A 25,962-nucleotide genomic window follows, 5' to 3' on the forward strand; every position below is an offset into this window, starting at 1 on the left:
TCGCCACCGAGACAACATGAAGGGGTGAATGCCGAGTGACTCCGCAACACCTTTCACGCTTGCCCCTTTTAAGTGACTCAGCTTAACAGCTTTAGACTTGAACTCATTGCTGTACTGTCGCGTCTTCTTTGGATTTTTATATGCTGGCACTGAACACCTCAACTCAATTAGATTGAGGTGTCCACTAAACCGGGGGAACTACAGAATCCGTCTTAAACGCTTTGTTATGCATAATTTCACGTACAGCATCAGCTAAGCCATAGATCAATAATGAATCTTGAACTCTTGCCGATGGATGAGCGAACATGACCACAGCCTTACCATCAGTATTTAAAAACCAACTAATACCCCTACTTGTTTCGTACACTTCCGTTTTATCGAGATCTAAAGCCCAACGAAAGTCCCACCCTGTACCACAGCACACAGTTATATCGGGGTTATATAATGAGTATTGCTTTTGTATGTACTCTTTATCTTCAGCTACGACTTTGTTGAAGCTTGCTTTAATAGTTGTGTGCCCACCCGGTGATTTTTTGAGATTCATGGCACAAATTGATTTTAACGTGTCCTTTCTATCATCTTCTGTAATGTTAGCCAGTTCAGACCAACAAACATCTTTATCAAGTTTTGAAATGCACTTAACCCAGCGCGAAATGTTATCCCAAGTCTGCCAACGCGCACCGTCGCGAATAAATTGCCTGAGGTCCCAACCTCCACCACCTTCGTCATTGACTTCCTTTAGGACAAAACAGAGTTTCAGCGAAGAGTTGACGTAGTGTTCTTCCGACACGACACCATCCACGACAAAGCCTTCTCGTTTGCCAATCCAACTTTTGAATAAGTTGGTTTCATCTTCGTAAATGCTCATATGTCTCCATTATGCATAACGCCTGTAACACTTGACCGAAAAAGCGTAGCTTTTTTGGGTCAAGTGCTTACGATTGTTATGCATTTTCAGAAAAACACCTGCTCGGTTACAATTACACCAGCAACCTGCTTATAGAATGGTTTTTCCTTCTCATCACAAAGCTTAATGAAGCTCTTATACGTTGCTGGCTTGGTAAAAAGCAGAGTTACATCTTTTAATTTAAATGAGAAGTCACCCTTGATTCGCCACTCTCGCTCATGCGTCCAGTCAATAAATGCATCATCGTCACTAATATCAAAATTGACAATTCTCCACCACTCAGTCTCTGGTAGATATTTCTTCGCTTCCACTGTTTTATCATATATTACAGGGCGTCCGCCTTTTTTATATATTTCCTGCTTATGGAATAGAAACCCAGACGGGAAATATCGTTTTTTAACCTGCTCGCCACTCTCTCTTAGCTTCTGCTCAAACCAACAATTTTGTGCTACAGACTGTACCGGTGCATCTTGAAAGCAAACAGCACGGTTTTTACCAACAATAAAACCCTTATCAGTGGTACTACCCCGAAGGATTCCTTCTTCAAGTATTTTAAACATCACCTCGACTAGCTTGTTTTTTGGTGACGATTTCGTCAGATGAACCAGACCTGTGGTTAAATCTGTGCGCTCTGAGTAACGGCGCCTCCAACTATCCTTGGTGTATGGCAAACTACTACCTCCTTAAAACTGCATAACGCTTGCAGCATGCGCGCCTACGGAATGGAGCCGAAGGCGCAATGTAGTGGGCGTCGCCGTGCCTGCATTTGTTAGAATTTATATACCCTTCTGCTCAAGTTTTAGCTTTTGTAGAAAATTAGAAAACCCCTTTGCTGAAAACAGAAATCTAGCACTCTCATCATGCGCTTTGATTTCAACAAAATTTCTTAACTTAAACTCTTTAACTATATGCGATCTACCAGCCTCAGTTGCGGGCATAAAGTAGCGTCTTTTTCCACTACAATATTGCTGATACCTAGTCAACGTTCCATTTACATAGATTGGGTTATGCGAAATAACATCCCCTGAAGATTCCTCACAGTCAGAATCAAACATGATTATATAAACATACGGCTTTCCTGATTTTGCTATAGACAGTAACGCATGAAGATCTCCATGAATTGAATCCCTTACAAGATATTCGTTACCCTTGGACGTATACCAAGCCTCGACTTCGCTTTCTGCCAATACAGAAAAAGAAGAAAACACTGTGGCTGAAAGCACAGCAGCCCAAATAGCTTTTTTCAAAACATATCTCCTTTGATATTTCTAACGCCTCAAACACCGGCGCAGCTTCGCTGCGTCCGAGTGCTTTGACTTGTTATGCCTTTTGCCAATTTTGAACGTTCTTTCTTTGCTTTAAGTGCTGAAACCTTGTTCTCAACAGTCCAAGTAGACATCTTAAGTTGGGACTTTTCAAATTGTGAAATATGAACCCAGTAGTCCCTATGATGAGCTTTATTTGGAGATTCAATTATGTCTTCAACGATACGAAAGAGACTTTGAAATGCTTCTTTATGCCGGTAGAGATCGACAACGGTTATAGCCTGGACTTTACTCGTTAAAGTAGAATTTACTTTTGTGTTGTTCGTGTTTAGAGCAACTTTCCATTGGCCATGAGCAATCTTGTTGCGAAGTAAGCTGGGATCGTAAATATATTGATCTATTAGAGATTCAATTTTTTGGCGAGTGTTAGCTACGTGACCACTACTTTTGCCTTGAACCCTACGAAGGGAAAGTTCTACACACTTCTTCCATGCTTCGACTATGTTCTTTTTGCCTTTAGATTTGACTTGCGCAATCTCATCTAAGGTCAGGCCATCTGGAGTATGAATTACTTTAGAAAACACTGCTTCCGCGAACGCACAATAGACTTGTGCCAGTAGCTTTGTGTGAATTTCTGCAGTGGAATTATCGCCGCTTGAGTAAGCCGCGTTGATTGTTTTGTTTATGTGTTTCCAAGCTTGCTCAAGAGCTCTTACATTCTCTGTTTGAGCAGCAAACACATCAAGCCTATCTGACTCTAGCATTCATCCAATCCAAGGTGGGTAAAAAACACTTGCTGAAAATGCTCTTTACCCACCCGGAATCGAACCGGGATCCCGTTCAAAGAACGGTGCCTTTCCAAATTAGACGATAGGTCCACGTGCATTTTCATGATTATTCCGATTTATGTCAACTCGCGATAGAGGCATAACAGTCCGATTATGACGCCATCAGGCATCATAATAATTATTTAAATGCATTCATTCTATTTTTCTGACTTTTCGGCTGGTTTTTTAAACCGTTGTTTCTAAAGGCTTTAAATCAACCCAGTCAGCTTAATGAAAAATAGAGTGGCGAGCGTTAGCGTTTTTTAGCTCGAAATTAGGCAAGAAAAATAGACTGTCTATTCATACAGTGTTATGAGGAGCGTGTGCGTTCATGTGGTTCGGTTTCCTTACCTTCAAGCAACCTAACGGTGGCCGCGTTTTCGAGTAGAACAGTAGCGGCTTATATAGATCAGTTCAAGGCTTACGGCAGTGCTGTTGGTAAGGTACTTAAGAGGAGGGGAGTTACAAAATTTTAAACTTATGTTTGAAAGTATGGCGGGCTTGGTCTAACTTTATATCAGTTTCATTGCTCAAACATCCCGTATCAAAGCGCTCTTTCGAGCGCTTTTCTTTTTTTAGCCCATATTCCTGTTGCAGCAGTTGCTCTGGTTTTACAGCTCAGTGCTGTGCCAAACCAAGCAATTTGGGACAAATCACATGGTCTAAGCTATTCACATCAGTTGCTAGGGCGTGCCCGGCGGCGTCTGGGCGGGTTACCGCTCGGCGGTGTATTGCCGTTCGCTGCTTTGTTGGCCGGTTTGCGCCTTGGTTTGGCGCTAGCGGGTTTATGGCCGCGTGCGTTCTCGCCCGAGCGTTGGCCATCTTGGTGTTCGGCTTTCGCTTTGGGCTTTTTCGGCTTCTTGGGTTTCTTTGGCTTTTTCAGGTATTTGGATTCTGGTAACGCATTAACGGGTGTAAAGCCCGGTTCCTCTTTGCGGTCTAGAATACGGCCGATCAGGGTTTCGATGGCGGTGAGCTGTTTAAACTCATCCGCGCATACCAAAGATACTGCTTGGCCGGTTGCGCCAGCGCGGCCTGTACGGCCAATACGGTGGACGTAATCCTCGGCAACATTCGGTAGATCAAAGTTCACTACGTAGGGTAGCTGGTCGATATCGATGCCGCGCGCGGCAATATCGGTTGCTACCAGTGCTTGAATCTTGCCTGCTTTAAAGTCTGCCAGCGCTTTGGTGCGGGCACCTTGGCTTTTATTACCGTGGATGGCAGCTGCCGAGATGCCTTTGCCATCTAGCATACGCACTAAGCGGTTAGCGCCGTGTTTGGTGCGGCTAAATACCAGCACTTGGTGCCAGTTGTTATCTTTGATGAGGTGGGTAAGGAGCGCGGTTTTCTGCTTTTTGTCGGCTGGATAAACCCATTGCTCAACTGTTTTAGCAGCGGCATTACGTGGCGTAACAGAGACCTCTGCAGGGCTGTGCAAAATACCTTTAGCAAGATCTCTGATCTCATCAGAGAAGGTTGCCGAAAACAGCAGGTTTTGGCGTTTTGCTGGCAGTAGCGCCAGTATCTTGCGGATATCATGGATAAAGCCCATATCCAGCATGCGGTCTGCTTCATCCAACACCAGCATCTCTAGCTGGCTAAATTTGATCGCATTTTGGTTGTACAGATCTAATAAGCGGCCAGGCGTTGCTACTAAAATATCCACGCCTTTGCGCAGCGTCATCATCTGTGGGTTGATCTTTACTCCACCAAAAACAACAGCGGATGAAACGCGGGTATGCTTGCTGTAATCCTTAACGCTGGCTTCCACTTGCGCGGCCAACTCACGCGTAGGTGTAAGCACCAGTACGCGCACATGGTTGCTATGCGCTTTTTGCCCATGTAGTAGTTTTTCGATAATTGGCAGTGTGAATCCTGCGGTTTTACCGGTTCCGGTTTGGGCGGCTGCCATCAGGTCTGTTCCCTCAAGTACAAGAGGGATCGCTTGCGCCTGAATAGGCGATGGAGTTTGGTAGCCTTTTTCGGAAACGGCACGGACAATATCAGGTGATAGCCCAAGGCTGCTGAAGTCAGCGGAGGATTCTGGTTGCATATAGACGATTCGATAACTATTGGAGTAGTGGAAGGGCGTGTAGCATATACTAGGCGGGCGCGTTGGTATACGGGCAGAGGCAACTTACACAGGAATGAGTGTAACGCTTGTGCGCACGCGTGAACTTTAAATTGCGTCTAACCGCACTTAACACGCTCTTTTTTAAACCATTGCCGTAATGGTGTTTAGTTTATCGGTGATATGTGCCGGTAAATCGGTGCTCGCATTGCAGGTATCAGCTGGTTACCCTCAACAGCCATCAACGGCATTCCTACTATCGGCGAGCTCCGGCTCTTCCCCAGTTTGGAGTCCGTAGGTTTACAGCTGACTTTTCTCATCGCTCCGTTAATTGTCTACGTGCTCTATCGCCGCGTTGGGCAACTAAACGCACCCACGTAAAGTGCTACAAATCCTTACAATAGCTGGCAGCTAGGTGTGGCAATATGGTGTTTCTCCGTGACTAATTAAGTTTGATTAATGGGAATGTTCATGAAATACCGCCACGCCTTTGCACTGCTCGCACTCCTTGTTGTTGGCTGCGCCGACATTGACGATAGTTACGAGCCTGCCAGCTTTCAGCGCGATGGCAACAGCCTAGTGATGACCGGAGTGATCGATAGTAACATTGTTACTACGCTTGAAGCCGCTTTAGCCACCCATCCTGATGTACACCTCATCGTGCTGCAAAATGTAGAAGGCTCAATTGATGATGAGGCTAATCTTGAGGCGGCTCGGATCTTACGACAATACGATCTAGACACGCATGTGCCAGCCGATGGCATGATCGCATCTGGTGGCACCGACTTCTTCTTAGCTGGCGTTGAGCGCACCATTGAGGCGGGCGCGTTAATTGGGGTACACGCCTGGGGCGGTGATGATATTGCTGATGCCGCCGCTTTACCCGACTCACACCCGGAGCATCAGCCGTACCTGAGGTATTACCAAGATATGGGTATTCCGCAGTCATTCTACTGGTACACATTAGATGCAGCGCCGAGTGAGGATATTCATTGGATGACACAAGCAGAGATTAGTCGCTACCAACTCACTACCGATTAATGGTGCGGCTGCGATATATCGGTTGTAATAGCCTTGGGCAGCATCAAAGGCTGTTCGGAATGTCGCACAGCGCGACTGACTCTGAATCAAGAGGCTGACTATGGATCAACGGGTCAAGGGATTAGATCTTGCGAGAGCATTGGCGATTCTGGGTATGGTTATCGTCAACTTTAAGGTGGCGATGGGCGCAGAGCAGGGCAATCAAGTGCTTATCTCTTTAGCTGCGCTGTTTGAAGGTAGAGCGTCTGCTCTTTTTGTTATTCTCGCAGGTATCGGTATTTCCCTCCTTACCAACCGTTTGCGACTCAGTGGTTCCAGTACTGATCAACGTAAAGCCCGCAGCACCATCGTAAAACGAGGCCTGCTACTGTTATTTGTAGGGCTGCTGTTTACTCCCATCTGGGAAGCCGACATTCTCCACTTTTATGGCTGTTACTTCTTGATCGCAGCATGGCTTATCACACGTAGTGACCAAGCCATTCTATGGAGCGGTGCCGCCATTGTGGCTCTGTTTCCTGCACTGATGCTGGTTATCGACTACGAATCCAACTGGGATTGGGAGACCCTTCGTTACGAAAACCTATGGACTGTGGACGGGATGCTGCGCCACATTCTCTTTAATGGCTTTCATCCCGTTATACCTTGGAGTGCATTTTTGCTTTTGGGTATGTGGCTTGGGCGGCTAAACCTCAACTGCACGAGAATCCGCGCCATGCTGCTCCGAACATCGTTAATGATATTTGTTGCAACCGAACTGGCTTTTTATCTGCTGCGTGAAGTGATAGGTGCCAATATCCAGGGCTTGAGCACAGACGATATCAACTTTCTATTATCTACCGATATCATCCCACCCATGCCTCAGTATCTGATCTCTGCTGCCAGTTCTGCGGTCTTCATATTGGTGCTGTGCTTGCACCTCTGCGATCACTTTACGCACAGCCGCTTGCTCTATTGGCTCAGACAAGCGGGGAAAACGGCTCTGACACTCTACGTTGCGCATGTCGTTGTAGGCATGGGCGTATTAGAGGAACTCGGCATGTTAGAGGGACAAACTATCGCGGCCTCACTCATCAGTGCGGGGATATTTTTTATGGGTGGGTTGTTGTTCAGCGTGTTGTGGTTAAAGCGCTATCGCAGCGGCCCACTTGAATGGTTATTCCGCAGAGTTGCCGGTTAGCAACGGCTTAAAAAGGCAAAAGGCAAGCTGTTGTTTTACAGCGATCAAGCTATAGTGAATAGGTTAACTAATTGAGGTACCTAACGATGGCCCTCACCCTTGCCTTTGATGTCTATGGTACGTTGATCAACACCCACGGTTTGGTTGAGAAGTTGCACACGCTCATCGGGGAACGGGCGTCTGATTTTTCGGCAACATGGCGTGATAAACAGCTTGAGTACTCATTTCGTCGCGCGGTGATGGGAGCTTATGCTGATTTCTCAATTTGCACACGGGATGCGTTGGAATACACCTGCAGGTTGTATCAAGTCGATATAGATCATGTGCAGAAACAGCACCTTCTAGCCGCCTATACACAATTGCCAGCATTCCCTGATACCCGTGAAGCGCTGCAGCAGCTCGCTCAGCTGGAACATCGTTTATTTGCTTTCTCAAATGGTAGCGAGCACTCAGTACGACAATTGCTATTATCAGCAGATGTTTTGCACTGTTTTCATGGGGTTGTGAGCGCGGCAGAGGTAAGCACCTTTAAACCTAACCCCACTGTCTACCAGCACTTTCTCGAAACAACCGCCAGTAACGCCAAGACGACTTGGCTTATTTCAAGCAATCCGTTTGATATTATTGGAGCAGAGCAGGCGGGTTTCAGTACCGCTTGGATCCAACGCGATAGCCGCCAAGTATTTGATCCTTGGGGCACTGAGCCCACCGCTGTTTTCGCAGACCTAACTGAACTCTTAACTCAGCTGAGTTAGCTTTTATCGAAATCGAAACCGCTCACGACGCCGTTTTCGAAATACACATGATCTGTTCCGATGTAGTTTTTGCCTTTATAGCGACGGTAACGCCAAACCTCGGTGGTCCCGCGATAAGTGACTCTATCTGGCTCACCCCACGCCCAGTTCACTTGCTGCTTGTTCATACCAACCGCCACCTCTTTCATAACCGCCATTTGCTGCAGTTTACCTTCTATCGCAAGCTTTTTACGTGATGCCTCACCGCGCTCTTTGGCGCGCTGGCGTTTGGCACGTTGTTTGGCTTCCCAATCGTCTAGCCATTTGCTGTTGGTTTTTTTGCGCTCAACTTCAACTTGGGGTGGTTGATAAGGTTTTGGGTTATTGGGCATCACGGCGCTGCGATCACCAAAGTGGCGCAGATAGTCATCGCAAGAGAGGGATGTTTTAACCTTTTTACCCCCGATGTCGCACGTATTTACTGCCAAGCAGGAGCCGCTAAAAGCTAACAAAAAAGATAATGAAGCGAATGTAAATAATTGTTTTTCAATAATTAACTTCATTTAAAGCATCCTTGCCTAAAAAGTAAAAGCTTCACAATAACAGTACTAAGATGAATATTAGCTTTTTTTGATAACCTTGCTATCACTTGTCTGAATAGATTAGATTTCACGCTTTTTGGAGCCATTCATGATTCACCTGATCCTCGGCGGGCGACGTTCTGGCAAAACTCGCTTTGCAGAGCAGTTAGCGCACAACTCCGCCAAGCAGGTGCACTACATCGCAACAGCGCAAGTATTCGATACCGAAATGGGGCAGCGCGCAAAAGCCCACCAAGCAGAGCGCCCACCAACTTGGTATACACATGAAACACCGTTTGAACTGGCTAAGGTGTTGGTGCAATTTCGTGATGACAATCACTGCCTATTGGTGGATTGTTTAACCATGTGGGTGACTAATATGCTCTGTGCCGACTACACACCAGAGCAGATAGCTTCAGAGCGCAAAGCGCTTATTGATACGATCCAAGCAAGCCGAGCAACCATCATTTTTGTTTCGAATGAGACGGGGCTTGGCATTGTCCCAGAAGGGGCATTAACACGTCGCTATTGCGATGAGGCTGGCATCCTGCATCAAGAGATCGCAGCGCTTGCGGATCATGCAGCATTGATTGTGGCGGGCCTGCCACTCACCCTGAAAAACGCCGCAGCAACAGGAACCTAAAATGAGTTTTGATTGGCTAAACCAACCTGCCCACAGTATTAACCATAGCGCGCAAACAGCCGCCGCTGCTCGTCAGATGCAACTGACCAAGCCGCCCGGCGCACTTGGCCAACTCGAAGCGCTGGCGATCCGGTTAGCAGGGCTGCAAGGACGAGAGTGTCCAACGCTTGAGGCGATTAAAATACACCTATTTGCCGCCGACCATGGCTCTGCGGCCAGCGGTGTTTCACCCTATCCTCAAGCGGTCACTGCGCAAATGGTGAGCAACTTTGCGCTCGGTGGAGCGGCAATCAGCGTGTTAGCTCGCCAGCATAATGCAGATCTGAAGATCACCTGCCTCGGCACGGTGGCGCCGCTAGAGCAGGGTCTTGATAACGTGATCGATGCGTTTATCGCGCCGCAAACCAGAAGCTTTACTGAAGCACCTGCAATGACCCGAGCCCAGCTCCAGCTAGCAATCGATGCCGGTAAAAGCGCCGTCGATGAGCAGGGCAGCACTGATCTCTTCATCGGTGGCGAAATGGGTATCGGCAATACAACCAGTGCCGCGGCGATCGTTGCCGTGCTGTTGGAACAGCCGGTCGCGACGGTGGTCGGCCCCGGGGCGGGCCTTAATGAGAGCGGCGTTGATCGGAAAGCGCGGTACATTGAGAAAGCGCTGAGACTACACCAGCCGCAACTTACCGACCCCCTCAGCGTGCTGCAGTGTTTGGGAGGATTTGAAATCGCAGCTTTGGTGGGTGCCTACGTACGCGCTGCCCAGCGCGGCATTACGGTATTGGTCGATGGTTACATCTGCTCTGCGGCGGCCCTTGTGGCGATGCGCATTAACCCCTCTATATCGGATTGGCTCGTGCTATCACATCGCTCAGCAGAGCCTGGATTTAAAGCGGTGGAGTCTCAATTCTGCGCGCCTGCGCTGTTCGATTTAGGCTTGCGTTTAGGCGAGGGGAGTGGTGCGGCACTTGCCATTCCGTTGCTGCGTTCGGCGTGCCAATTACATCAAGATATGGCAACCTTTGCGCAAGCAGGCGTCGCAACAAAGGAGGAGTAGATGGCGTTATATTTGATACGGCACGGCGAAACACCTGCAGGAAAAGCCTACATTGGGCGCACCGATGCGCCACTTTCAACGGTGGGTTGGGAGCAGATGACAGCCGCATTAAAAGGCTACTCACCCCAGCAGTTTGCCGCAATCTACAGCTCCCCGTTACAGCGCTGCGCTGCCTTTGCCGAGCAGTGGTCGAATAGCGGCCACCTGCTTGAACCGGCGCTGCAGGAATATGATTTTGGCATCTTAGACGGCTTATCCGGCGCCGAAGCCTATGCGGATCACCGTGATGTGCTGCTCGCTTTTTGGGAAGACCCCGTCAACGGCACACCGCCGCAGGCGGAGCAGTTGAGACACTTTGAACAGCGAGTTACCCATGCATTGAGCAAGATCGCAAAGCACCATGGCGATGAGGATGTTTTGATCTTCACCCACGGAGGCGTTATCAAACTCGCGATTGCCCACCTGCGCCAGCAAAGTTTACATACAATGTTTGAGATTGAAGCGCCACACGCCAGTGTCCATCGGCTCGACTGGTCTCATACATGAGAGCTGCGTTTAACAAGCACGTTGATGCGTTTTTGATCGCGGTGCAATTCTTCACCACGATCCCTGTTCGGTTCAAAACCTACCCAGCAACAGCTACACAAAGCATTGCCCCACTGTACTACCCACTGGTGGGTGTGATGATTGGCATGTTGCTGTTTGCCGCCGCCAGCTACCTGCATACCCACACGCTGCTCACCAGTGCCATTGTTGTGACCTTGTGGGCAGTGATAACAGGGGGGTTACACCTTGATGGGGTCGCCGATTCGGCCGATGGTTGGATGGCAGGCATCGGACAGCGCGAAAAGACACTCGCGGTGATGAAGGACCCGTTAGTCGGTGCTAGTGGTGTGCTGACGCTGGTACTGGTGCTGCTATTAAAATTTGCTGCCGTTGTGCATCTTCTTGAGGCTGGCGCGCTATTTGTGTTGTTGCTTGCGCCACTCGTTGCCCGCACAGCAACGCTGTTACTCTTGGCGACAACACCCTATGTTAGCCCAACGGGTATCGCATCCCATACCGCCAACCAGTTACCCACCCGTGTGGCGACTGCTGTCTGTGGGTTGATACTTGTGATGCTAATTTCTATCAGCCCCAGTGTTGCCATATTGATTGGCTTGTCGTTTTGGTGGCTGCGCCGCGCCATGCTGCGCCGTTTGGGCGGCATGACAGGCGATACCGCAGGTGCGCTTATTGAGATCATCGAAGTGCTGTTTCTTGTCTATTTTTCAGTTATTTAGCGCCAAGTTAGCGTAGATTAGTTTTTTGCAGGTTGATATGAGCACCCTGCAATTGACACTCACCCACCATGCCGGTAGCCTCTGCGCTTTCAGGTCAATCGACTAAGGTCTATGGTCGGTTGTTAAATGGGAAGCTGGTGCGTTCCGTCGTTTTCACGACAACAATCCCAGCACTGCCCCCGCAACGGTAAATGGGTTAACAAATCTCGGTATGCCACTGTGCGAATGCATGGGAAGGTGAGGTTTGGAACAGCTATGTTCACCCATGAGTCCGGATACCAGCCTGAAAAATGTAGTTTGCTGGTGTTGCGGAGGGCTTCACCGAACGACAGTGCTGATAACGATCTGGCTTTGTTGTAATGCCTCCCAACTCCGTTTCAATTTATTTGACGGAGAACGTTAATGTTGATTGCTAAAAACTTCACAGCCGCTGCTGTGTTATTGTCCTGTGCGCTCGTTGCAACCAGTGCCAATGCCCATTTCCAATTGCTCTACACGCCCGAGCTACTGCGCGATAAGGGCGGCAACATCACCCTGAAAATGCCATTTACCCATCCAGCGGCAAACGGCCATGTGATGGATGTGGCCGCGCCACAGGCGTTTTACAGTGTCCGCAAAGGGCGCAAACAAGATCTTTTAGAGAGCATTAAAACAACCACATGGAGCAGCGCTGAGAACACTGGCACATCCTACGAAGCCGATGTCACCTTGCGCGGTTTAGGCGATCACGTCTTTATCCTAGAGCCCGCACCTTACCTTGAAGAGGAGGAGGGTGCGTACATTCAGCAGATTACCAAGAGTATCGTTAATGTTGGCAGCTTGCCGACCGATTGGAGCACCGATTTTCAGCTCAAGGCAGAGATCGTTCCACTGACAAAACCGTATGCGATTTATGCAGGCAGCAACTTCCGCGCTGTCGTTAAAAGCGCAGGCAAACCGGTTCCCAATGCGGAAATAGAGATCGAGTACGTAAACTACCAGCCAGATCTCGACACCAACCGCTTTAGCGACCAACCCGCCCTGGTGCCACCCGCGCCTGCGTTTATCACCCAAACGATCTTCGCCGACCAAAACGGCATCATCAACTTTACGCTGCCATTTGCAGGCCAGTGGGGCTTTGCCGCACTCGGCGTTGGCCCTGATACCAGCTATCAAGGCAAGCCGTTGTCACAAGATGCGGTTATCTGGGTACAAGCACACGAAGTGAAAGCAAAATAGGGCCGCGCCATGCATATCGTAGATGGTGCGCTAAGCAACGAGATCCTAGCCATAGGAGCGGTAGTTGGTGCACTGGGCGTCGCCAAAGGTTTGCGCGATATGGACTATGAGCAGATGCCGGTGACGGCTCTGCTCGCATCGGTGTTCTTTGTGGCCTCATACATCCACTTGCCGGTCGGAGTCTCAAGCATCCACCTCATACTCAATGGCTTGATTGGTCTGGCGCTTGGTTGGGCGGCCTTTCCTGCGCTGCTGGTAGCTTTGTTACTGCAAGCGGTTTTCTTTGGATTTGGTGGCTTCTTAGTGCTTGGCGTGAACCTTATCAATATTGCGATTCCAGCCGTTTTAGTGGGTTTGCTGCTGCGCCATGCATTAGCGATAACCACCCAAAAGCGCCAACTTGCCATGCTAGGTGCACTGGCAGGTGGTGGTGCCGTGACGCTAACAGCCTTCATGGTGGCGGGCACCTTAGCCCTCAATGGCGACGCGTTTCTCCCTGCCGCTAAGCTGGCCTTTCTCAGTAGCTTGCCTTTGGTGGTGATTGAAGCTGCCGTTACGGCGGCGGCTGTGGCGTTAATCGGCCAAGTGAAGCCTGAGCTTTTCGCTGTCGCTGCAAGGACAAGTTCATGAACAGGCTATTACTCACAGCCTTATTACTCATCACATCATCGTTTGTTGGCGCACATAATGTGGTGGGCGGAGTCTACACTATTGGCGATACCATCGAGGGCGAGGCGGGTTTCTCCAACGGTGATATGGCGCCCGCAGGTATCAAGGTAATCGTTACGGATATGCAAGGCGCAAGCCTTGGCCAGACCGAAACAGACGCCGAGGGTGTATTCCGCTTTAAACCCAGCCGCTATGTTACGCACCATTTTACTCTCGATCTTGGTGCAGGCCACACGCTGGCACTTACGCTTGCAGCAGAGGAGCTGCCCGCAGCACTAGCACCTACTCAAGCCCCAGCAGCAACGGCGGTAACAACCGCAGCAGCCAAATCCGCAACAGCGCTCAATAGCCAGATTGAAGCGGCCGTAGCACGCCAAGTTAAACCGTTACGCCGTGAGCTGCGCGAACTGAAAGAAGCCGCTGGCCTTCGCGATATCGTCGGCGGGATTGGCTACATTTTAGGGCTATGTGGAATAGCAGCACTGCTACGCGAGCGCAAAATGCGTAAGGAGACCGCATGAGCGCGCCGCTTGAGCACAGTGGCTTTTCATGGCGCGGACAGGCGCTACGCCACGGCAGCAGCCGGTTAGATCGTATCGAGCCGCGAGCACGCATTCTTGCACTCGCAAGCTTCGCCTTTGTCGCAGTGCTCAGCCAATCCTTAAGTGTACTCGTGATGGCACTGTTGATGTCCATATCGCTTGCTGTAGTCGCTCGGCTCGATATCAAGCGGGTATGGCGGCGCATCTTGGCGGTTGATCTTTTTATTCTGCTCCTGCTGATAAGCTTGCCCTTCACCACCCCAGGCGAGCCGGTTTTTGAGTGGCGCCAGTTTTCAGCCAGCGAGGAAGGGCTTATTCATGCGTTACAAATTGGTTTAAAAGCCAATGCGGTATTGCTAGCGGGCCTTACCTTGCTAGGCACACTCTCTGCAAACCAGCTTGGTACCGGTTTAGCGGGCTTACGGGTACCCGAGAAGATCGTCCACCTGATGCTCTTTTCTGTGCGCTATATGGATGTTATTGGCCGTGAACTCAAAAAGATGCGCCGAGCGATGCGTGCCCGTGGCTTTGTAGCATGCACCAACTGGCACACATGGCGCGCCACCGGCTACCTGATTGGAATGCTCTTTGTGCGCTCGTTAGACCGCGCAGAGCGAGTCCATAAAGCGATGAAGTGCCGTGGTTTTGATGGCCGTTTTTTCCTCTTGCCAACACCGCCATGGCAAACGCGTGATAGCTACTTTCTCGGTGTTTGGTTGCTTGCTTTGGCTGCACTTTGCTTAGGAGGCCTACAATGAGCTGTGTGCTGCGCTGCGCAGGTATCCACTACCACTACCCAAGACGCGATGCCGTTTTAAAGGATGTGAACTTTTGCCTGCAAGCCGGTGAGCGCCTCGCCATTGAGGGCACCAACGGTGCGGGAAAAACCACCTTGCTGCATATTTTAGTGGGCTTAACCAAAGCGAAAGCGGGGTATGTTGAAGCGTTTGGCACGCGCTGCCACGACGAATCAGCCTTTCAGGCGATGCGTTTTCAAGTAGGGCTACTGTTCCAAGACTCCGACGACCAGCTGTTTTGTCCAACTGTTCTAGAAGATGTGATGTTTGGCCCCCTTAATCAGGGCAAAAGTGTTCAAGCAGCCCAGCAGTTGGCGCTGGATGCACTCTCGCAGCTGGGTTTAGAGGGCTTTGATAGCCGTATCGCATATCAGCTCTCGGGCGGCGAAAAGCGCCTCGTGGCGTTAGCAAGCTTACTCGCTATGCAGCCACAAGTGCTTCTGTTGGATGAACCCACAAACGGCCTAGATAGCAAAACCCGCGAACGCCTGATCGAGATTATTCGCGCGTTGCCGCAGGCGATGATTATTGTCTCCCATGATAGCGATTTTGTAGCAGCGGTCGCGACCCGTTCCCAGCAACTCTGTGATGGCCGCTTAACAAGCGAGGAGACGGTATGAGCCTCTATCCCTTCACAGCTGTTGTTGGCCAAGAGCCCTTTAAACAGGCGTTGCTGCTTAATGCGGTTGATCCCAAAATTGGCGGCGTGCTGGTGAGTGGCCCCCGCGGTTGTGCAAAGTCCACCTTAGCGCGAGCGATGGTAGAGTTACTGCCCAAAGGGGCGCTGGTGAATCTGCCGTTGGGCACCAGCGAAGAGATGCTCTGCGGTACACTCGATCTGCAGCAAGCACTGAGTGATAAATCTGTTCGCTTCAAACCGGGCCTGCTAAGCAAAGCCGACGGTGGACTCCTCTATATTGATGAGGTCAATTTACTCTCAGATCGTCTCGTAGATCTGCTGCTAGATGCCGCAGCCAGCGGTATCAATCATGTGGAGCGTGATGGCATCAGCCATCAGCACGCCTGCCGCTTTATGTTGGTTGGCACGATGAACCCCGATGAGGGCGAAGTGCGTGATCAGCTTAAGGATCGCTTTGGATTAAGCGTAGCGTTACAAAACGAGACCGATATCGACGCCCGCGTGCTTATCTCAGAGCGCCGCAGTCTATTTGAGCACAACCCGCACGCGCTAATTGCTCAGTTTGCTGAAGCGCAGCAGCAGGTGTGCGCGCAAATTAGCGCCGCTCAAGCCTGCTTGCCGGATATCACGTTAAACAAAGCGCTGCTGCGCGATATCGCTAAACGCTGTATCGCCGCCAATGTGGATGGCATGCGTGCCGATATTGTCTGGTCCCGAGCAGCCAAAGCACACGCTGCTCTAGCAGGGCGCATAGAGGTGCAGCGAAGTGATATTGATGCTACCGAGGCCTTAGTGCTCGCACATCGGCGCAACTCACCAAACGAACCACCCAGCCCGCCGCAAACTTCAAAGCGCCCACCAGATAGTAAGCGCCAAGATACTGAGCTGCCGCCCAATAGCCCCCAACAGGGTGATTGGGGCGCGATGGACGAGGTCCGCCATGCGCAATCGGCGCAGTTGCGTGGCAGCAGCGTAAAGCCGGCAAACGCGGGCTTGAGGTTAACCACTAACCAGATCGATTGGCCAGCAACGCTTACCAGCTCACAAACAGCGCCGGTAGAGCGTGAGCGGATAGAGCGTGTCAGCAAGTTGAACTTAGTGCTACTGGATACCTCCGGCTCGACACTCAAAGTGCAACAAGGGGCTGATGTTCTGGCCTATGCGCGAGGTTTTGTTGAGGAGCTAGCACAGAACGCCTATCTACAGCGCCAGCGCTTAACCCTGTTCGGCTTTGGTAATGATGCTGTTGAGCTGTTAGCGCAGACACGCCGCCCGCCAAAAAGCTGTGCATCACTCTTTGACAGCCTCAGCGCAGGCGGCGGAACACCACTGGCAAAGGCACTGGAAACGGCGCAGAACTACATCAAACAGCTGTTACTTCGTGAACCAAACATAGAAGTTGAAACCTTTGTGCTCACTGATGGCCGCTACCGTGAACGCCCAAAAACACTGCCGTTTAAGGGCACAACCCACGTGATCGACCTTGAACAGGGCGAGCTACGTATTGGCAACAGCAAGCAACTGGCCGAGCAGTTGCACGCTCACTACCTTCCGCTATTTTGAGGCACCACACAATGACGCTTGAGAAACCCAAAAAGACCCACGAAGAGCGCATGGCGCGCAAAAAAGCGGTCATGGATGAGCGGATCGCCAACGCGAAAGAGGAGCGGGGTGTGCTCATCCTGCTAAAAGGCAACGGTAAAGGAAAAAGCAGCTCCGCTTTAGGCACCATGGCGCGCTGCGTGGGCCATGAAAAGGCTGCAGCTGTGGTGCAGTTTATTAAGGGCCGCCGTGAAACCGGCGAGTTCAAGTTTTTCAGCAGCCACCCGTTGATCGAGTGGCATGTTATGGGCGAGGGCTTCACATGGGAAACCCAAAGCCGTGAACGCGACGAAGCCGCCGCGGCTCACGCTTGGGAGATTACCGAACGTCTACTGCAAGACCCAAACCGCGATATCGTCGTGCTAGACGAGATGGCGTATATGTTTAAGTACCGCTATCTACCACTGGAGCCGGTCATCGCCGCGCTGAAAGCGAGGCCGCGCCACCAGCATGTCATTATCACCGGTCGCGTGATGCCAGAGGCACTTGAAGAGATTGCCGACACGATCAGCGATATCAAAGATCAGCGCCATGCTTTTCGTTTAGGCGTCACATCACAAGCGGGGATCGAGTACTAATGGCCCACAGCAAACCTGTACTCGAGTGTCCGGCGTTGATGCTAGCAGCGCCTGCATCTGGGCAAGGTAAAACGACAATTACCGCTGCGATGGCGCGCTATTTTCGCCTTCAGGGCCTGCGCGTGCGGGTATTTAAAGCAGGGCCCGACTATCTGGACCCCAAAGTTCTTACACTGGCCAGTGGCGCCCCCGTTGAACCACTAGATATGTGGATGGCGGGCGATGAGTACTGCCAAACGATGCTCTATCAAGCCTCGACCGAAGCAGATCTTATTCTTATTGAAGGGGTGATGGGGTTATTTGATGGCGAGCCCTCCTGTGCTGATCTCGCGTTACGCTTTGATATTCCCGTCGCACTGGTTATGAATGTGAAGGGGATGGCACAAACAGTAGCAGCTGTTGCGTTAGGTCTTGCCAGTTATCAGCCCACGCTTAATGTGGTTGGAGTGATCGCAAATCACTGCAGCACCGCGCGCCATGCCGAGCTGATCCAAAGCGCGTTACCCGATCATCTACCCATGCTAGCTTGCCTGCGTTCGGATGAGAGCATCACACTGCCAGAGCGCCATCTGGGTCTTATCCAAGTTGAAGAGCAGCAAGAGCACATTGATGCACTCATCAACAAAGGTGCTCACTGGTGGGACGACGGTTTAGCACGTGGCACAGGTTTAGACGCCTTTTTCGATGCTGTTGGAAAAACACAATTTATACCCACAGAAACACCTCCAGCGCAGCTTTCCTATCCGCTCAAAGGGCTAACCATTGCGGTTGCTAAAGATGCAGCATTTACTTTCATTTATGATGCTAACCTATTGTTTTTGAAAAATTATGGTGCGCAGATATCGTACTTTTCGCCACTTAGCGATACTAAAATCCCAGCCGCCGATGCGATCTGGCTACCGGGCGGCTATCCCGAACTACACCGCGATACATTAGCACAAAACCATGCGCTGCAAGCCTCGCTGCGTAGCGCCTATGAAGCCGGTTTACCCATTCTGGCCGAATGTGGCGGGCTGCTATTTTGCCTTGAGGGTTTAACCGATCTAGAGGGGCAGCGCTCGCCGATGTGTGGACTGATCAAAGGTGAAGGGGTGATGCGTGGTAAGCGCGGTTGCCAAGGTATGCAGAGCGCGATGTTACCCGAGGGCGAAGTACGCGCTCATGCCCATCATCGCTCGCGCACCGAAGGGACACCTGCACCGATTGCACATGGTAAGCGCCAACGTCACAGTGCGCCGGGGGAGGCGATCTATCGCCAAAACGCCTTAACGGCCACCTATCTACACCTGTTTTTCCCCTCTAACCCTGAGGCGATCTGCCGTCTTTTCCTGGGTGATTTCGCCACACCTGAGGTTTCGATCTAATGTGGCCTGAGTCCTCCGAGCAGCCAACACCACTGCGCACCGGTTTAACTACCGGTAGTTGCGCAACGGCCTGTACGGTTGCGGCGGTGCGCTATCTATTTGAGCAAAAGCGCTTGAGCACAGTTGCGATCATGCTACCCAGAGGACAAACGGTTGAACTCCCGATTCACCATGTTGAAGCGTTAGATACCGATAGCGCTATTGCGGCGACGATTAAAGATGCTGGTGATGACCCCGATGTCACCCACGGTAGCGAAGTCTTTGTGCAGCTGCGCCTTACTCGCGAAAAGGCCATCACCTTCAAAGCTGCCGCAGGCGTTGGCACGGTGACAAAAGCGGGTCTAAGCCTTGCGATTGGCGAGCCTGCCATTAATCCGGTGCCACGCCAGATGATTACCGACCACCTACAACGCTACCGTGCCTTCTATGCTTACGAAGGCGGCTTTGAGGTGGCTGTGGGGGTAAAGAACGGTGCCCAGATCGCACAGAAAACCATGAACCCAAGGCTTGGCATTCTCGGTGGTCTCTCTATTTTAGGAACCACCGGTATCGTGCGCCCCTACAGCTGCGCTGCCTATATCGCTTCGATCCGCCAAGGCGTGGATGTGGCCTGTAACAACGGCCTAACACATATCGCTGCCAGCACCGGCAGCACCAGCGAAGCGATGGTGCGTGAGCACTATCAGCTGAGCGATATGGCTCTCATTGAGATGGGTGACTTTGCCGGTGCGTTTTTGAAGCACCTGCGGCGCAACACACAGCTGACACGCCTTACGCTGTGCGCAGGCTTTGGCAAGCTCACTAAGCTAGCAGCAGGGCATTTGGATCTGCACAGCCGCGCGTCATCCATAGACTTGCACCAACTTGCGCAAATTGCACGTGAGCTAGGCGGTGATGAGCAACTGGCAGAACAGATTGCAGGGTGTAACACCAGCATGGAAGCGCTGCGCTTGTGCCAAATGCAAAAGCTCCCCTTGGCAGATACGATTTGTCAGCGTGCCGGTGCCGTGATGCGCCGATTTATCCCAAAAACCATCACTATTACGGTCTGGGCTGTAGACCGCAAGGGCCTCCCTGTTGGATCCTATGCAGATACGCCAGCGCTGCTTGCGCGCTGTTATGGCATGACGGAGATTGGGGATGATGAATAAGACAAAACTGTTGCTATTAGGCGGCACAGGTGAAGCAAAACAGATGGCAACGCAGCTGCACCAGCAGGGTGTTGCCGTGATCTACAGCGAAGCGGGGCGGGTACGTGCGCCCAAGCTGCCGTGTGAAACACGCGCAGGCGGTTTTCGCGCAGTGGGAGGCTTTCATCGCTACCTCACGGAAACGCCCATTAGCGCAGTACTCGATATGACCCATCCATACGCGATGCGCATTAGTGAGCAAGCGTGGAGCGTCTGCAAAAACGCCGATGTGACCTATTGGCGTTATCAGCGTCCGGCGTGGCAGCCCGCTGCCGAAGATGAGTGGATCACCTTTACAGACCGTGCGGAACTCCCCGATAAGCTAGCGGGTGAAATTTCCGTCTTGCTGACGATCGGGCAACTGGAGCAGTCACTGATCGATGCCCTTGCCAAAGCGTGTGATCAAGTGGTGATTCGCACAGCGGTACCGCTGGACGCTCAGCTGCCAGACAACGTCTATTGGGAGCAGGCGATCGGCCCCTTCAGCGAGCAAGATGAGCACGACCTGTTTGCCAAGTATGGCGTGAGTGCTTTGGTATCTAAAAACAGTGGCGGCAACGCGACAGCCCCGAAATTAGATGTTGCACGCAAGCTGGGTGTCAGTGTCTTTTTAGAAGCGCGCCCCGATATGAGCCACCTAAACGATATGCCACTGCTGAACGATCTTAACCAGTGTCGCGATGCAGTGATCACCTTTTTTAACATCCCCAACGAGCCGGGCAAACGCCCGCGACGATAAACGAGAGAGTAGATGAGCGCTGCGTCACCCCAAGAGTACATTGCAGATCCGAGCCATATCGAAGCGCGTAGCTTCGAGCTTATCCGCCAAGAGGCGCAGCTAGACCACCTGTCACGTTACGAACAGCAGGTGGCCATGCGGGTGATCCATAGCCTAGGGATGCCCGAACTTGCCCAGCACTTGCGCTTTAGTGGCACTGCCTGTGCCGCAGGTATGCAAGCCCTCACGGCGCAAGCACCGATCCTTTGCGATGCCGAGATGGTCAAAGAGGGGGTGACCAAGCGCATGATTAGCGAAGCGCCGCTGTGCTTTCTTAACCACCCCGAGACCCCCAAGCTTGCCGCGCAACATGGCGAGACCCGCTCGATGGCCGCACTACGCCAATGGGAGCCGCACCTTGAAGGTGCTGTGGTACTGATCGGCAACGCACCCACGGCGCTGTTTCGCTTAATTGAGATGCTGCACGGCGGAGCAGCAAAACCTGCGCTAATTATCGGCATGCCGGTGGGCTTTGTCGGAGCCGCCGAATCAAAACAACTGCTGTGGGAGCAACACCAAGCCCTTGGAGTACCTTGCATTACGTTACTGGGCCGTATCGGGGGGAGCGCTGTGACAGCGGCTAGTTGCAACGCTTTACTGCGCTGTATTCGTGGGGAGCTTTATTAAGATGCAGATTGATGTCATCGGCTTAGGGGTTGAGCAACCCGCCCAACTCACCAACAACGCCATTTCTGCGCTGGCGGGCAGCGATATGATTATCGGCTCGCCACGTCAGCTAGAGCTGGTATCGGGCTATGTTGGTAGTACGCGGCAAACCCTTTTTGACAGCCTTGAGCACTTTTCGGCCCAGCTAAAAAGCCAACTAGAGCAGGGCACAGAAAAGATTGCGGTACTGGCTTCAGGAGACCCTCTGTGGTTTGGCATTGGCCGCTGGTTGAGCCAATTCGCCATGCGCGAAGCCAGCATTAACCTAATGTTTCATCCCAATATCTCCAGCTTGCAGGCGGCTTGCCATCGGCTGGGAGTCGCGATGGATGCGGTGCAGACAATCAGCGTACATGGCAGGCCGCTAAACTCACTGCGCAGCCAGCTACGTCCCAATCAACAGGTTTTATTATTAACAGATCTGCAGAGCACGCCACTGGCGATTGCTACGTTGCTGCAGGATATCGGCTTTAAAGATGCCAAATTAACGGTACTGGAACGCTTGGGTTATAGCGATGAGCGGATCACACAGCACCATGTGACCCGTTTAGTAAACCACCCTGAAGTTTTTGACCCGCTGCTGGTCTGCTTGGTTGAAACCGGCAGCAACCATCATCAGCCGGTGAGGTGGCCCACGTTTCCGGGCTTTGACGACCGCCTATTCAGTACCGATAAGGGCAACGGACAGGGGATGATCACCAAACGTGAAGTGCGTTTGCAGATCCTGTCGCTGCTGAGCCCAACCGCTGGCGACTGTATTTGGGACATCGGCGCAGGGTGCGGCTCCGTTTCGGTGGAGCTGGCCTATTGGTGCGCGCAAGCGAATATCATCGCGATAGAACAGCACCCTGATCGGCTATATCACCTGCGCCAAAACCAGCTGCAGTTTGGGGTAGAGCGCAACTTGCGCGTGGTGGCAGGGACAGCGTCCGATGCCTTAACGTCACCACTAGCGGAGCTACCCGCGCCTAACAAGATTTTCATTGGCGGCAGCGGCGGGGAGTTAGAAAGCCTCTTGAGTAGCTGTTGGCAGCGGCTTGCGATCAATGGCTACCTGCTGGTGAGCGCAGTAATGGAGCCAACCCGCTACAGCGCATGGCGCTTCTGCGAGGCCAAGCAGCGTAGCGGCACAGCCTCCTTTGACACCTTGCAGGTAAATATCAGCCGAGGCGAGTCTTTAGCCGGACAACTATGCTACCGACCCGCGTTACCGGTCACCTTGCTGCGCCTCCAAAAGCTTGCACCTGATACAAACGAGGTGTCCTATGGGTAAGCTGATCGGTGTGGGTGTCGGCCCGGGTGATCCAGAACTTCTAACGCTTAAGGCCGCACGCCTCATCGCAGCGGCGGATCTATTGGTGTACCTGTCGAATGAAGCGGGGCACTCCACAGCACGCCATATTGCACGTATCCCCATTGCACAGCGGCCCGACAATGCCGCCGAACTCGCGCTCGCGATGCCGATGAAACTTGATCGTAGCGCCGCCAATGCCGTGTACGATGAGGCCGCACTGCAAATATCGGATGCACTTACCAATGGGCAACTAGTGGTGTTTCTGTGTGAAGGCGACCCCCTGATCTTTGGCTCATTCAGCTATCTATTGGAGCGCCTTGCAGGGCGCTTTGCGTGCGAAGTGGTGCCGGGTATTTCATCAATCAATGGCGCGTGCGCCGCAGTAGCCACCCCGCTAACACGCCAATCGGAGTCCTTCGCTGTGGTATCTGGCCGGCAGAGCCTTGAGCAGCTCACCACCGCTCTGACGCAACATGCGGCGGTGGTGATTTTGAAAGCAGGACAGGCGCGGCCAAAAATTCTAGCCGCACTGAATGCTGCAAATCGTAGCCGAGATGCCCAGTATCTTGAGTACATTGGCCGCGAAAATGAGCGTATTGTGCGCGATGTCTCCACACTCACCGCCGAAGCGGGGCCCTATTTCTCGATGTTTCTGGTCACACAAAAATCGGAGGCGACATGCGCATCATCGCACTAACCGCTGCAGGCAAAGCACTGGCTGAGCGACTGGAAAAACCCTTAGCTGCCACCTTATGCTACAAACCGACCCCGTTTGCAGAGACCGTCCAGCGCTGGTTTCGCGCCAGTGAACCGCTTTTATTTATCTGCGCCACCGGTATCGTGATACGTACGCTTGCGCCGGTGCTCGTTAGCAAGCACGACGACCCTCCCGTCTTGGTGATGGATGAACTTGGTCAATTTGTGATTCCGCTGCTCTCAGGGCACGAAGGCGGAGCCAACGAACTAGCACGGCGAGTTAGCACACTGTGCAGCGCAACGCTGGTCCTCACCACCGCGAACACCTACCTGCGGCCTTACTATGTGGTGGGTATGGGGTGCGAGCGGCACTGCACATTTGCCGAAATAGACACGCTCTTCAACGCCACCTTGGCGCAAGCTGGCCTTGCCTTAAAGGATGTGGCAGCGCTGAGCAGTATCGATATCAAAGCGGATGAAATCGCACTGTGCAAGCTGGCCAAGCATTACGGCATTCCGTTTTTAACCTGGCCTGCAGAACAACTTTGCCGTGTTGAACCGCTACTGCAAACCCCTTCGGACTACGTGAAGAAAACGGTGGGGGTAGCCGGTGTCGCAGAGTCTTCAGCGCTGTTTAGCTGTGCCCACGCGCACTCCGGTGCAACACCTGAGTTGCTCGTACCTAAGCAGAAAAGCCAGCGTGCCACCTGCGCGATTGCGCGTATCTACGGGGCTGATGCCTCTCAATTTTCTACCTTAATGCTGGAACCCTCTGCATGAGTAAACTGTTTTTAGTCGGGACAGGCCCCGGCGCTATCGATTGGCTTACACCCCACGCCCGCAACGCCATCGGCGAGGCAACCGATATTGTCGGCTACGGGCTGTATCTCGAGATGTTAGCGCCTCTAGTGGCAGACAAACAGCACCACACACTACCACTGGGGGCTGAGGTAGGGCGTGCCCGCGTTGCGCTCAACCTTGCAGCCAATGGCAATGTTACAGCGCTCCTTTCAAGCGGCGATATTGGTATCTACGCCATGGCCACACTGGTGTTTGAGCTACTCAACGAACCCGAAGAGCCCGGTTTTAATAGCGCTTGGCTGGATGTTGAGATTGAAGTCATTCCCGGTATCTCTGCAATGCAGGCGGCGTCTAGCCGCGTGGGGGCTATGCTGGGCCACGATTTCTGTACGATCTCGCTCTCGGACCTGCTAACGCCGTGGCAAACCATTGAGCAGCGCATCCACGCCGCAGGCCAAGGCGACTTTGTGGTGTCGTTTTATAACCCCGTTTCCAAAAAGCGCGACTGGCAGCTCAACCATGCGCGCGACATCCTGCTAACCTACCGGCCTGCCAGCACCCCCGTGGTGCTTGGCCGCCAGCTCACGCGTGATGACGAGCACGTACGTATCATCACGCTGGGTGAGCTCGATGCTAAAGATGTCGATATGTTTACTTTGGTCAGTGTGGGGAACCGCGAAACCCGTTGTGTCACCACGCCACAACAGCAATGGGCTTACACCCCACGGGGCTATGCCGCTAAGTTGGAGGGCGCACAATGAGCGTCTACTTTATTGGCGCAGGCCCCGGCGACCCAGATTTGATGACCGTGAAAGGGCAACGCATTTTGGCGCGCTGCCAAGTGGTGCTTTATGCAGGGTCACTTATTCCGCGCGAAGTGATTGCAGCGGTGGAACCTAGCGCTGAGCTGATCCGCGATACCGCCACCATGAACCTTGATGAGATCACCGACGTGATCACAACAGCCCATGAAAAAGGCTGGGATGTGGCTCGGTTACAAAGCGGCGACCCTTCACTCTATGGCGCGATCGGCGAACAGATACGCCGCCTAGAGGCACTGGAGATTCCCTACGAGGTGATCCCCGGCGTCAGCGCGATGGCTGCATCGGCGGCATGGCTCGGCAAAGAGCTTACGTTATCGGGCGTTTCGCAAACCATCATTATGACGCGTTATGCGGGCAAAACCCCATTTCCCAAGCGCGAGCAGCTGCCAGCGCTGGCCCAAAGTGGTGCAACATTAGCGATCCATCTTGGCATCACCCGTATCCATAAGATTGTTGAGGAGTTGATCCCGCACTACGGTGCCGATTGCCCGGTGGCGGTGTGCTATCGCACCTCTTGGCCTGATCAAGACAAAGTGGTGGGTACGCTGGCAGATATCACCGCCAAAGTGCGTGCCAAAGGCTTCACACGGACCGCTCTCATATTGGTTGGCCACGTCTTAGATACCGATAACTTCGCTGACTCTTACCTCTACGACAAAGCGCAGGCGCACGTTTACCGCCCGATCCATAAAAAAGCGCCATCTGATAAATAAGGAA

General features: G+C 52.2%; 30 protein-coding genes and 1 riboswitch. Of the genes, 23 read left to right on the forward strand and 7 right to left on the reverse strand.

Annotated features, from left to right (window positions below; all coding sequences use genetic code 11):
* The 6 genes from EOE65_RS16780 to EOE65_RS16805 form a co-directional block, all read right to left on the reverse strand.
* Positions 1 to 150: transposase (locus EOE65_RS16780; RefSeq protein ID WP_164847149.1), on the reverse strand; the 150-nt coding region annotated here is incomplete at its 3' end.
* Positions 151 to 184: 34 nt separating this feature from the next.
* Positions 185 to 868, reverse strand: a complete 684-nt coding sequence (locus tag EOE65_RS16785) for a hypothetical protein (protein ID WP_127695876.1) — start codon at positions 866 to 868, stop codon at positions 185 to 187.
* A gap of 86 nt (positions 869 to 954) precedes the next feature.
* Positions 955 to 1,578: a hypothetical protein gene (locus tag EOE65_RS16790; protein ID WP_127695878.1), complete on the reverse strand. Its 624-nt coding sequence runs from the start codon at positions 1,576 to 1,578 to the stop codon at positions 955 to 957.
* Between the two features lie 105 nt (positions 1,579 to 1,683).
* The gene (locus EOE65_RS16795; RefSeq protein ID WP_127695880.1) at positions 1,684 to 2,154 is read right to left on the reverse strand and encodes a hypothetical protein; all 471 of its coding nucleotides are present in this window, start codon (positions 2,152 to 2,154) and stop codon (positions 1,684 to 1,686) included.
* A 29-nt stretch (positions 2,155 to 2,183) separates the two neighbouring features.
* The gene (locus EOE65_RS16800; RefSeq protein ID WP_127695882.1) at positions 2,184 to 2,936 is read right to left on the reverse strand and encodes a hypothetical protein; all 753 of its coding nucleotides are present in this window, start codon (positions 2,934 to 2,936) and stop codon (positions 2,184 to 2,186) included.
* 739 nt (positions 2,937 to 3,675) lie between these two features.
* Complete coding sequence (locus EOE65_RS16805) at positions 3,676 to 5,055, reverse strand: DEAD/DEAH box helicase (protein ID WP_127695884.1); 1,380 nt, start codon at positions 5,053 to 5,055, stop codon at positions 3,676 to 3,678.
* A 489-nt stretch (positions 5,056 to 5,544) separates the two neighbouring features.
* Here EOE65_RS16805 and EOE65_RS16810 point away from each other — a divergent pair, with 489 nt between their 5' ends.
* The 3 genes from EOE65_RS16810 (at position 5,545) to EOE65_RS16820 (ending at position 8,046) form a co-directional block, all read left to right on the forward strand.
* Positions 5,545 to 6,114, forward strand: a complete 570-nt coding sequence (locus EOE65_RS16810) for a COG3904 family protein (RefSeq protein WP_206052705.1) — start codon at positions 5,545 to 5,547, stop codon at positions 6,112 to 6,114.
* 100 nt (positions 6,115 to 6,214) lie between these two features.
* Entirely contained in the window at positions 6,215 to 7,291 is a 1,077-nt protein-coding gene (locus EOE65_RS16815) for a DUF418 domain-containing protein (RefSeq protein ID WP_127695888.1), read from the forward strand.
* 86 nt (positions 7,292 to 7,377) lie between these two features.
* Complete coding sequence (locus EOE65_RS16820; protein ID WP_127695890.1) at positions 7,378 to 8,046, forward strand: haloacid dehalogenase type II; 669 nt, start codon at positions 7,378 to 7,380, stop codon at positions 8,044 to 8,046.
* Here the strand turns inward: EOE65_RS16820 and EOE65_RS16825 are convergent.
* Positions 8,043 to 8,588: a hypothetical protein gene (locus EOE65_RS16825; RefSeq protein ID WP_127695892.1), complete on the reverse strand. Its 546-nt coding sequence runs from the start codon at positions 8,586 to 8,588 to the stop codon at positions 8,043 to 8,045. The genes EOE65_RS16820 and EOE65_RS16825 overlap by 4 nt on opposite strands.
* A 127-nt stretch (positions 8,589 to 8,715) precedes the next feature.
* On the opposite strand from EOE65_RS16825, the gene cobU reads away from it, so the two are divergent.
* The 20 genes from cobU (at position 8,716) to cobM (ending at position 25,958) form a co-directional block, all read left to right on the forward strand.
* Complete coding sequence (gene cobU / locus EOE65_RS16830) at positions 8,716 to 9,249, forward strand: bifunctional adenosylcobinamide kinase/adenosylcobinamide-phosphate guanylyltransferase (RefSeq protein ID WP_127695894.1); 534 nt, start codon at positions 8,716 to 8,718, stop codon at positions 9,247 to 9,249.
* A gap of 1 nt (position 9,250) precedes the next feature.
* Entirely contained in the window at positions 9,251 to 10,303 is a 1,053-nt protein-coding gene (gene cobT, locus EOE65_RS16835; protein WP_127695896.1) for a nicotinate-nucleotide--dimethylbenzimidazole phosphoribosyltransferase, read from the forward strand.
* On the forward strand, positions 10,304 to 10,849 hold the full coding sequence (locus tag EOE65_RS16840) for a histidine phosphatase family protein (protein WP_127695898.1): 546 nt from the start codon (positions 10,304 to 10,306) through the stop codon (positions 10,847 to 10,849).
* On the forward strand, positions 10,846 to 11,586 hold the full coding sequence (cobS, locus tag EOE65_RS16845) for an adenosylcobinamide-GDP ribazoletransferase (protein WP_127695900.1): 741 nt from the start codon (positions 10,846 to 10,848) through the stop codon (positions 11,584 to 11,586). The genes EOE65_RS16840 and cobS overlap by 4 nt, the downstream gene beginning before the upstream one ends.
* Before the next feature lie 74 nt (positions 11,587 to 11,660).
* A riboswitch (cobalamin riboswitch) is annotated at positions 11,661 to 11,887 on the forward strand.
* A 101-nt stretch (positions 11,888 to 11,988) separates the two neighbouring features.
* Entirely contained in the window at positions 11,989 to 12,804 is an 816-nt protein-coding gene (locus EOE65_RS16850; RefSeq protein ID WP_127695902.1) for a DUF4198 domain-containing protein, read from the forward strand.
* A 9-nt stretch (positions 12,805 to 12,813) separates the two neighbouring features.
* Positions 12,814 to 13,434: a cobalt transporter CbiM gene (gene cbiM / locus EOE65_RS16855; protein WP_127695904.1), complete on the forward strand. Its 621-nt coding sequence runs from the start codon at positions 12,814 to 12,816 to the stop codon at positions 13,432 to 13,434.
* Complete coding sequence (locus EOE65_RS16860; protein ID WP_127695906.1) at positions 13,431 to 13,994, forward strand: cobalt ABC transporter permease; 564 nt, start codon at positions 13,431 to 13,433, stop codon at positions 13,992 to 13,994. The genes cbiM and EOE65_RS16860 overlap by 4 nt, the downstream gene beginning before the upstream one ends.
* Positions 13,991 to 14,773 (forward strand): cobalt ECF transporter T component CbiQ, encoded by a 783-nt coding sequence (gene cbiQ / locus EOE65_RS16865; protein WP_127695908.1) that lies wholly within the window; start codon positions 13,991 to 13,993, stop codon positions 14,771 to 14,773. Before EOE65_RS16860 ends, cbiQ begins: the two co-directional genes overlap by 4 nt.
* A complete protein-coding gene (locus EOE65_RS16870; protein ID WP_127695910.1) occupies positions 14,770 to 15,432 on the forward strand; it encodes an energy-coupling factor ABC transporter ATP-binding protein in 663 nt (220 codons plus the stop codon). The genes cbiQ and EOE65_RS16870 overlap by 4 nt, the downstream gene beginning before the upstream one ends.
* Positions 15,429 to 17,015 (forward strand): ATP-binding protein, encoded by a 1,587-nt coding sequence (locus tag EOE65_RS16875; RefSeq protein WP_127695912.1) that lies wholly within the window; start codon positions 15,429 to 15,431, stop codon positions 17,013 to 17,015. Before EOE65_RS16870 ends, EOE65_RS16875 begins: the two co-directional genes overlap by 4 nt.
* Positions 17,016 to 17,026: 11 nt before the next feature.
* Entirely contained in the window at positions 17,027 to 17,632 is a 606-nt protein-coding gene (gene cobO, locus EOE65_RS16880; protein ID WP_127695914.1) for a cob(I)yrinic acid a,c-diamide adenosyltransferase, read from the forward strand.
* On the forward strand, positions 17,632 to 18,996 hold the full coding sequence (locus tag EOE65_RS16885) for a cobyrinic acid a,c-diamide synthase CobB (protein ID WP_127695916.1): 1,365 nt from the start codon (positions 17,632 to 17,634) through the stop codon (positions 18,994 to 18,996). Before cobO ends, EOE65_RS16885 begins: the two co-directional genes overlap by 1 nt.
* Complete coding sequence (locus EOE65_RS16890; RefSeq protein ID WP_127695918.1) at positions 18,996 to 20,147, forward strand: cobalt-precorrin-5B (C(1))-methyltransferase; 1,152 nt, start codon at positions 18,996 to 18,998, stop codon at positions 20,145 to 20,147. Before EOE65_RS16885 ends, EOE65_RS16890 begins: the two co-directional genes overlap by 1 nt.
* Positions 20,137 to 20,925, forward strand: coding sequence for a precorrin-6A/cobalt-precorrin-6A reductase (locus tag EOE65_RS16895; protein ID WP_127695920.1), 789 nt, complete (start codon positions 20,137 to 20,139; stop codon positions 20,923 to 20,925). The genes EOE65_RS16890 and EOE65_RS16895 overlap by 11 nt, the downstream gene beginning before the upstream one ends.
* A 12-nt stretch (positions 20,926 to 20,937) precedes the next feature.
* Complete coding sequence (locus EOE65_RS16900) at positions 20,938 to 21,591, forward strand: precorrin-8X methylmutase (RefSeq protein ID WP_127695922.1); 654 nt, start codon at positions 20,938 to 20,940, stop codon at positions 21,589 to 21,591.
* A gap of 1 nt (position 21,592) precedes the next feature.
* On the forward strand, positions 21,593 to 22,903 hold the full coding sequence (gene cbiE, locus EOE65_RS16905; protein WP_127695924.1) for a precorrin-6y C5,15-methyltransferase (decarboxylating) subunit CbiE: 1,311 nt from the start codon (positions 21,593 to 21,595) through the stop codon (positions 22,901 to 22,903).
* Positions 22,896 to 23,621, forward strand: coding sequence for a precorrin-2 C(20)-methyltransferase (gene cobI / locus EOE65_RS16910; RefSeq protein ID WP_127695926.1), 726 nt, complete (start codon positions 22,896 to 22,898; stop codon positions 23,619 to 23,621). Before cbiE ends, cobI begins: the two co-directional genes overlap by 8 nt.
* Positions 23,603 to 24,400 carry a cobalt-precorrin 5A hydrolase gene (locus EOE65_RS16915; RefSeq protein WP_127695928.1) on the forward strand — a complete coding sequence of 266 codons (798 nt, stop codon included), beginning with the start codon at positions 23,603 to 23,605 and terminating at the stop codon, positions 24,398 to 24,400. Before cobI ends, EOE65_RS16915 begins: the two co-directional genes overlap by 19 nt.
* A complete protein-coding gene (gene cobJ, locus EOE65_RS16920; protein WP_127695930.1) occupies positions 24,397 to 25,182 on the forward strand; it encodes a precorrin-3B C(17)-methyltransferase in 786 nt (261 codons plus the stop codon). Before EOE65_RS16915 ends, cobJ begins: the two co-directional genes overlap by 4 nt.
* Complete coding sequence (gene cobM, locus EOE65_RS16925; protein WP_127695932.1) at positions 25,179 to 25,958, forward strand: precorrin-4 C(11)-methyltransferase; 780 nt, start codon at positions 25,179 to 25,181, stop codon at positions 25,956 to 25,958. The genes cobJ and cobM overlap by 4 nt, the downstream gene beginning before the upstream one ends.
* Positions 25,959 to 25,962 lie beyond the last annotated feature (4 nt).

Source organism: Neptunomonas marina, from assembly GCF_004005935.1.
Lineage (GTDB): Bacteria > Pseudomonadota > Gammaproteobacteria > Pseudomonadales > Balneatricaceae > Neptunomonas > Neptunomonas marina.

Coding starts and splice junctions, on each gene's coding strand:
- EOE65_RS16870 (WP_127695910.1), top strand. CDS start 14,770: ATGAGCTGTGTGCTGCGCTGCGCAGGTATCCACTACCACTACCCAAGA.
- EOE65_RS16800 (WP_127695882.1), bottom strand. CDS start 2,936: ATGCTAGAGTCAGATAGGCTTGATGTGTTTGCTGCTCAAACAGAGAAT.
- cobM (WP_127695932.1), top strand. CDS start 25,179: ATGAGCGTCTACTTTATTGGCGCAGGCCCCGGCGACCCAGATTTGATG.
- EOE65_RS16815 (WP_127695888.1), top strand. CDS start 6,215: ATGGATCAACGGGTCAAGGGATTAGATCTTGCGAGAGCATTGGCGATT.
- cobO (WP_127695914.1), top strand. CDS start 17,027: ATGACGCTTGAGAAACCCAAAAAGACCCACGAAGAGCGCATGGCGCGC.
- EOE65_RS16840 (WP_127695898.1), top strand. CDS start 10,304: ATGGCGTTATATTTGATACGGCACGGCGAAACACCTGCAGGAAAAGCC.
- EOE65_RS16820 (WP_127695890.1), top strand. CDS start 7,378: ATGGCCCTCACCCTTGCCTTTGATGTCTATGGTACGTTGATCAACACC.
- cbiM (WP_127695904.1), top strand. CDS start 12,814: ATGCATATCGTAGATGGTGCGCTAAGCAACGAGATCCTAGCCATAGGA.
- EOE65_RS16915 (WP_127695928.1), top strand. CDS start 23,603: ATGCGCATCATCGCACTAACCGCTGCAGGCAAAGCACTGGCTGAGCGA.
- cbiQ (WP_127695908.1), top strand. CDS start 13,991: ATGAGCGCGCCGCTTGAGCACAGTGGCTTTTCATGGCGCGGACAGGCG.
- EOE65_RS16875 (WP_127695912.1), top strand. CDS start 15,429: ATGAGCCTCTATCCCTTCACAGCTGTTGTTGGCCAAGAGCCCTTTAAA.
- EOE65_RS16885 (WP_127695916.1), top strand. CDS start 17,632: ATGGCCCACAGCAAACCTGTACTCGAGTGTCCGGCGTTGATGCTAGCA.
- cobS (WP_127695900.1), top strand. CDS start 10,846: ATGAGAGCTGCGTTTAACAAGCACGTTGATGCGTTTTTGATCGCGGTG.
- EOE65_RS16895 (WP_127695920.1), top strand. CDS start 20,137: ATGATGAATAAGACAAAACTGTTGCTATTAGGCGGCACAGGTGAAGCA.
- cobJ (WP_127695930.1), top strand. CDS start 24,397: ATGAGTAAACTGTTTTTAGTCGGGACAGGCCCCGGCGCTATCGATTGG.
- EOE65_RS16825 (WP_127695892.1), bottom strand. CDS start 8,588: ATGAAGTTAATTATTGAAAAACAATTATTTACATTCGCTTCATTATCT.
- cobI (WP_127695926.1), top strand. CDS start 22,896: ATGGGTAAGCTGATCGGTGTGGGTGTCGGCCCGGGTGATCCAGAACTT.
- cobT (WP_127695896.1), top strand. CDS start 9,251: ATGAGTTTTGATTGGCTAAACCAACCTGCCCACAGTATTAACCATAGC.
- EOE65_RS16805 (WP_127695884.1), bottom strand. CDS start 5,055: ATGCAACCAGAATCCTCCGCTGACTTCAGCAGCCTTGGGCTATCACCT.
- EOE65_RS16860 (WP_127695906.1), top strand. CDS start 13,431: ATGAACAGGCTATTACTCACAGCCTTATTACTCATCACATCATCGTTT.
- EOE65_RS16890 (WP_127695918.1), top strand. CDS start 18,996: ATGTGGCCTGAGTCCTCCGAGCAGCCAACACCACTGCGCACCGGTTTA.
- EOE65_RS16900 (WP_127695922.1), top strand. CDS start 20,938: ATGAGCGCTGCGTCACCCCAAGAGTACATTGCAGATCCGAGCCATATC.
- cbiE (WP_127695924.1), top strand. CDS start 21,593: ATGCAGATTGATGTCATCGGCTTAGGGGTTGAGCAACCCGCCCAACTC.
- EOE65_RS16850 (WP_127695902.1), top strand. CDS start 11,989: ATGTTGATTGCTAAAAACTTCACAGCCGCTGCTGTGTTATTGTCCTGT.
- EOE65_RS16810 (WP_206052705.1), top strand. CDS start 5,545: ATGAAATACCGCCACGCCTTTGCACTGCTCGCACTCCTTGTTGTTGGC.
- cobU (WP_127695894.1), top strand. CDS start 8,716: ATGATTCACCTGATCCTCGGCGGGCGACGTTCTGGCAAAACTCGCTTT.
- EOE65_RS16785 (WP_127695876.1), bottom strand. CDS start 868: ATGAGCATTTACGAAGATGAAACCAACTTATTCAAAAGTTGGATTGGC.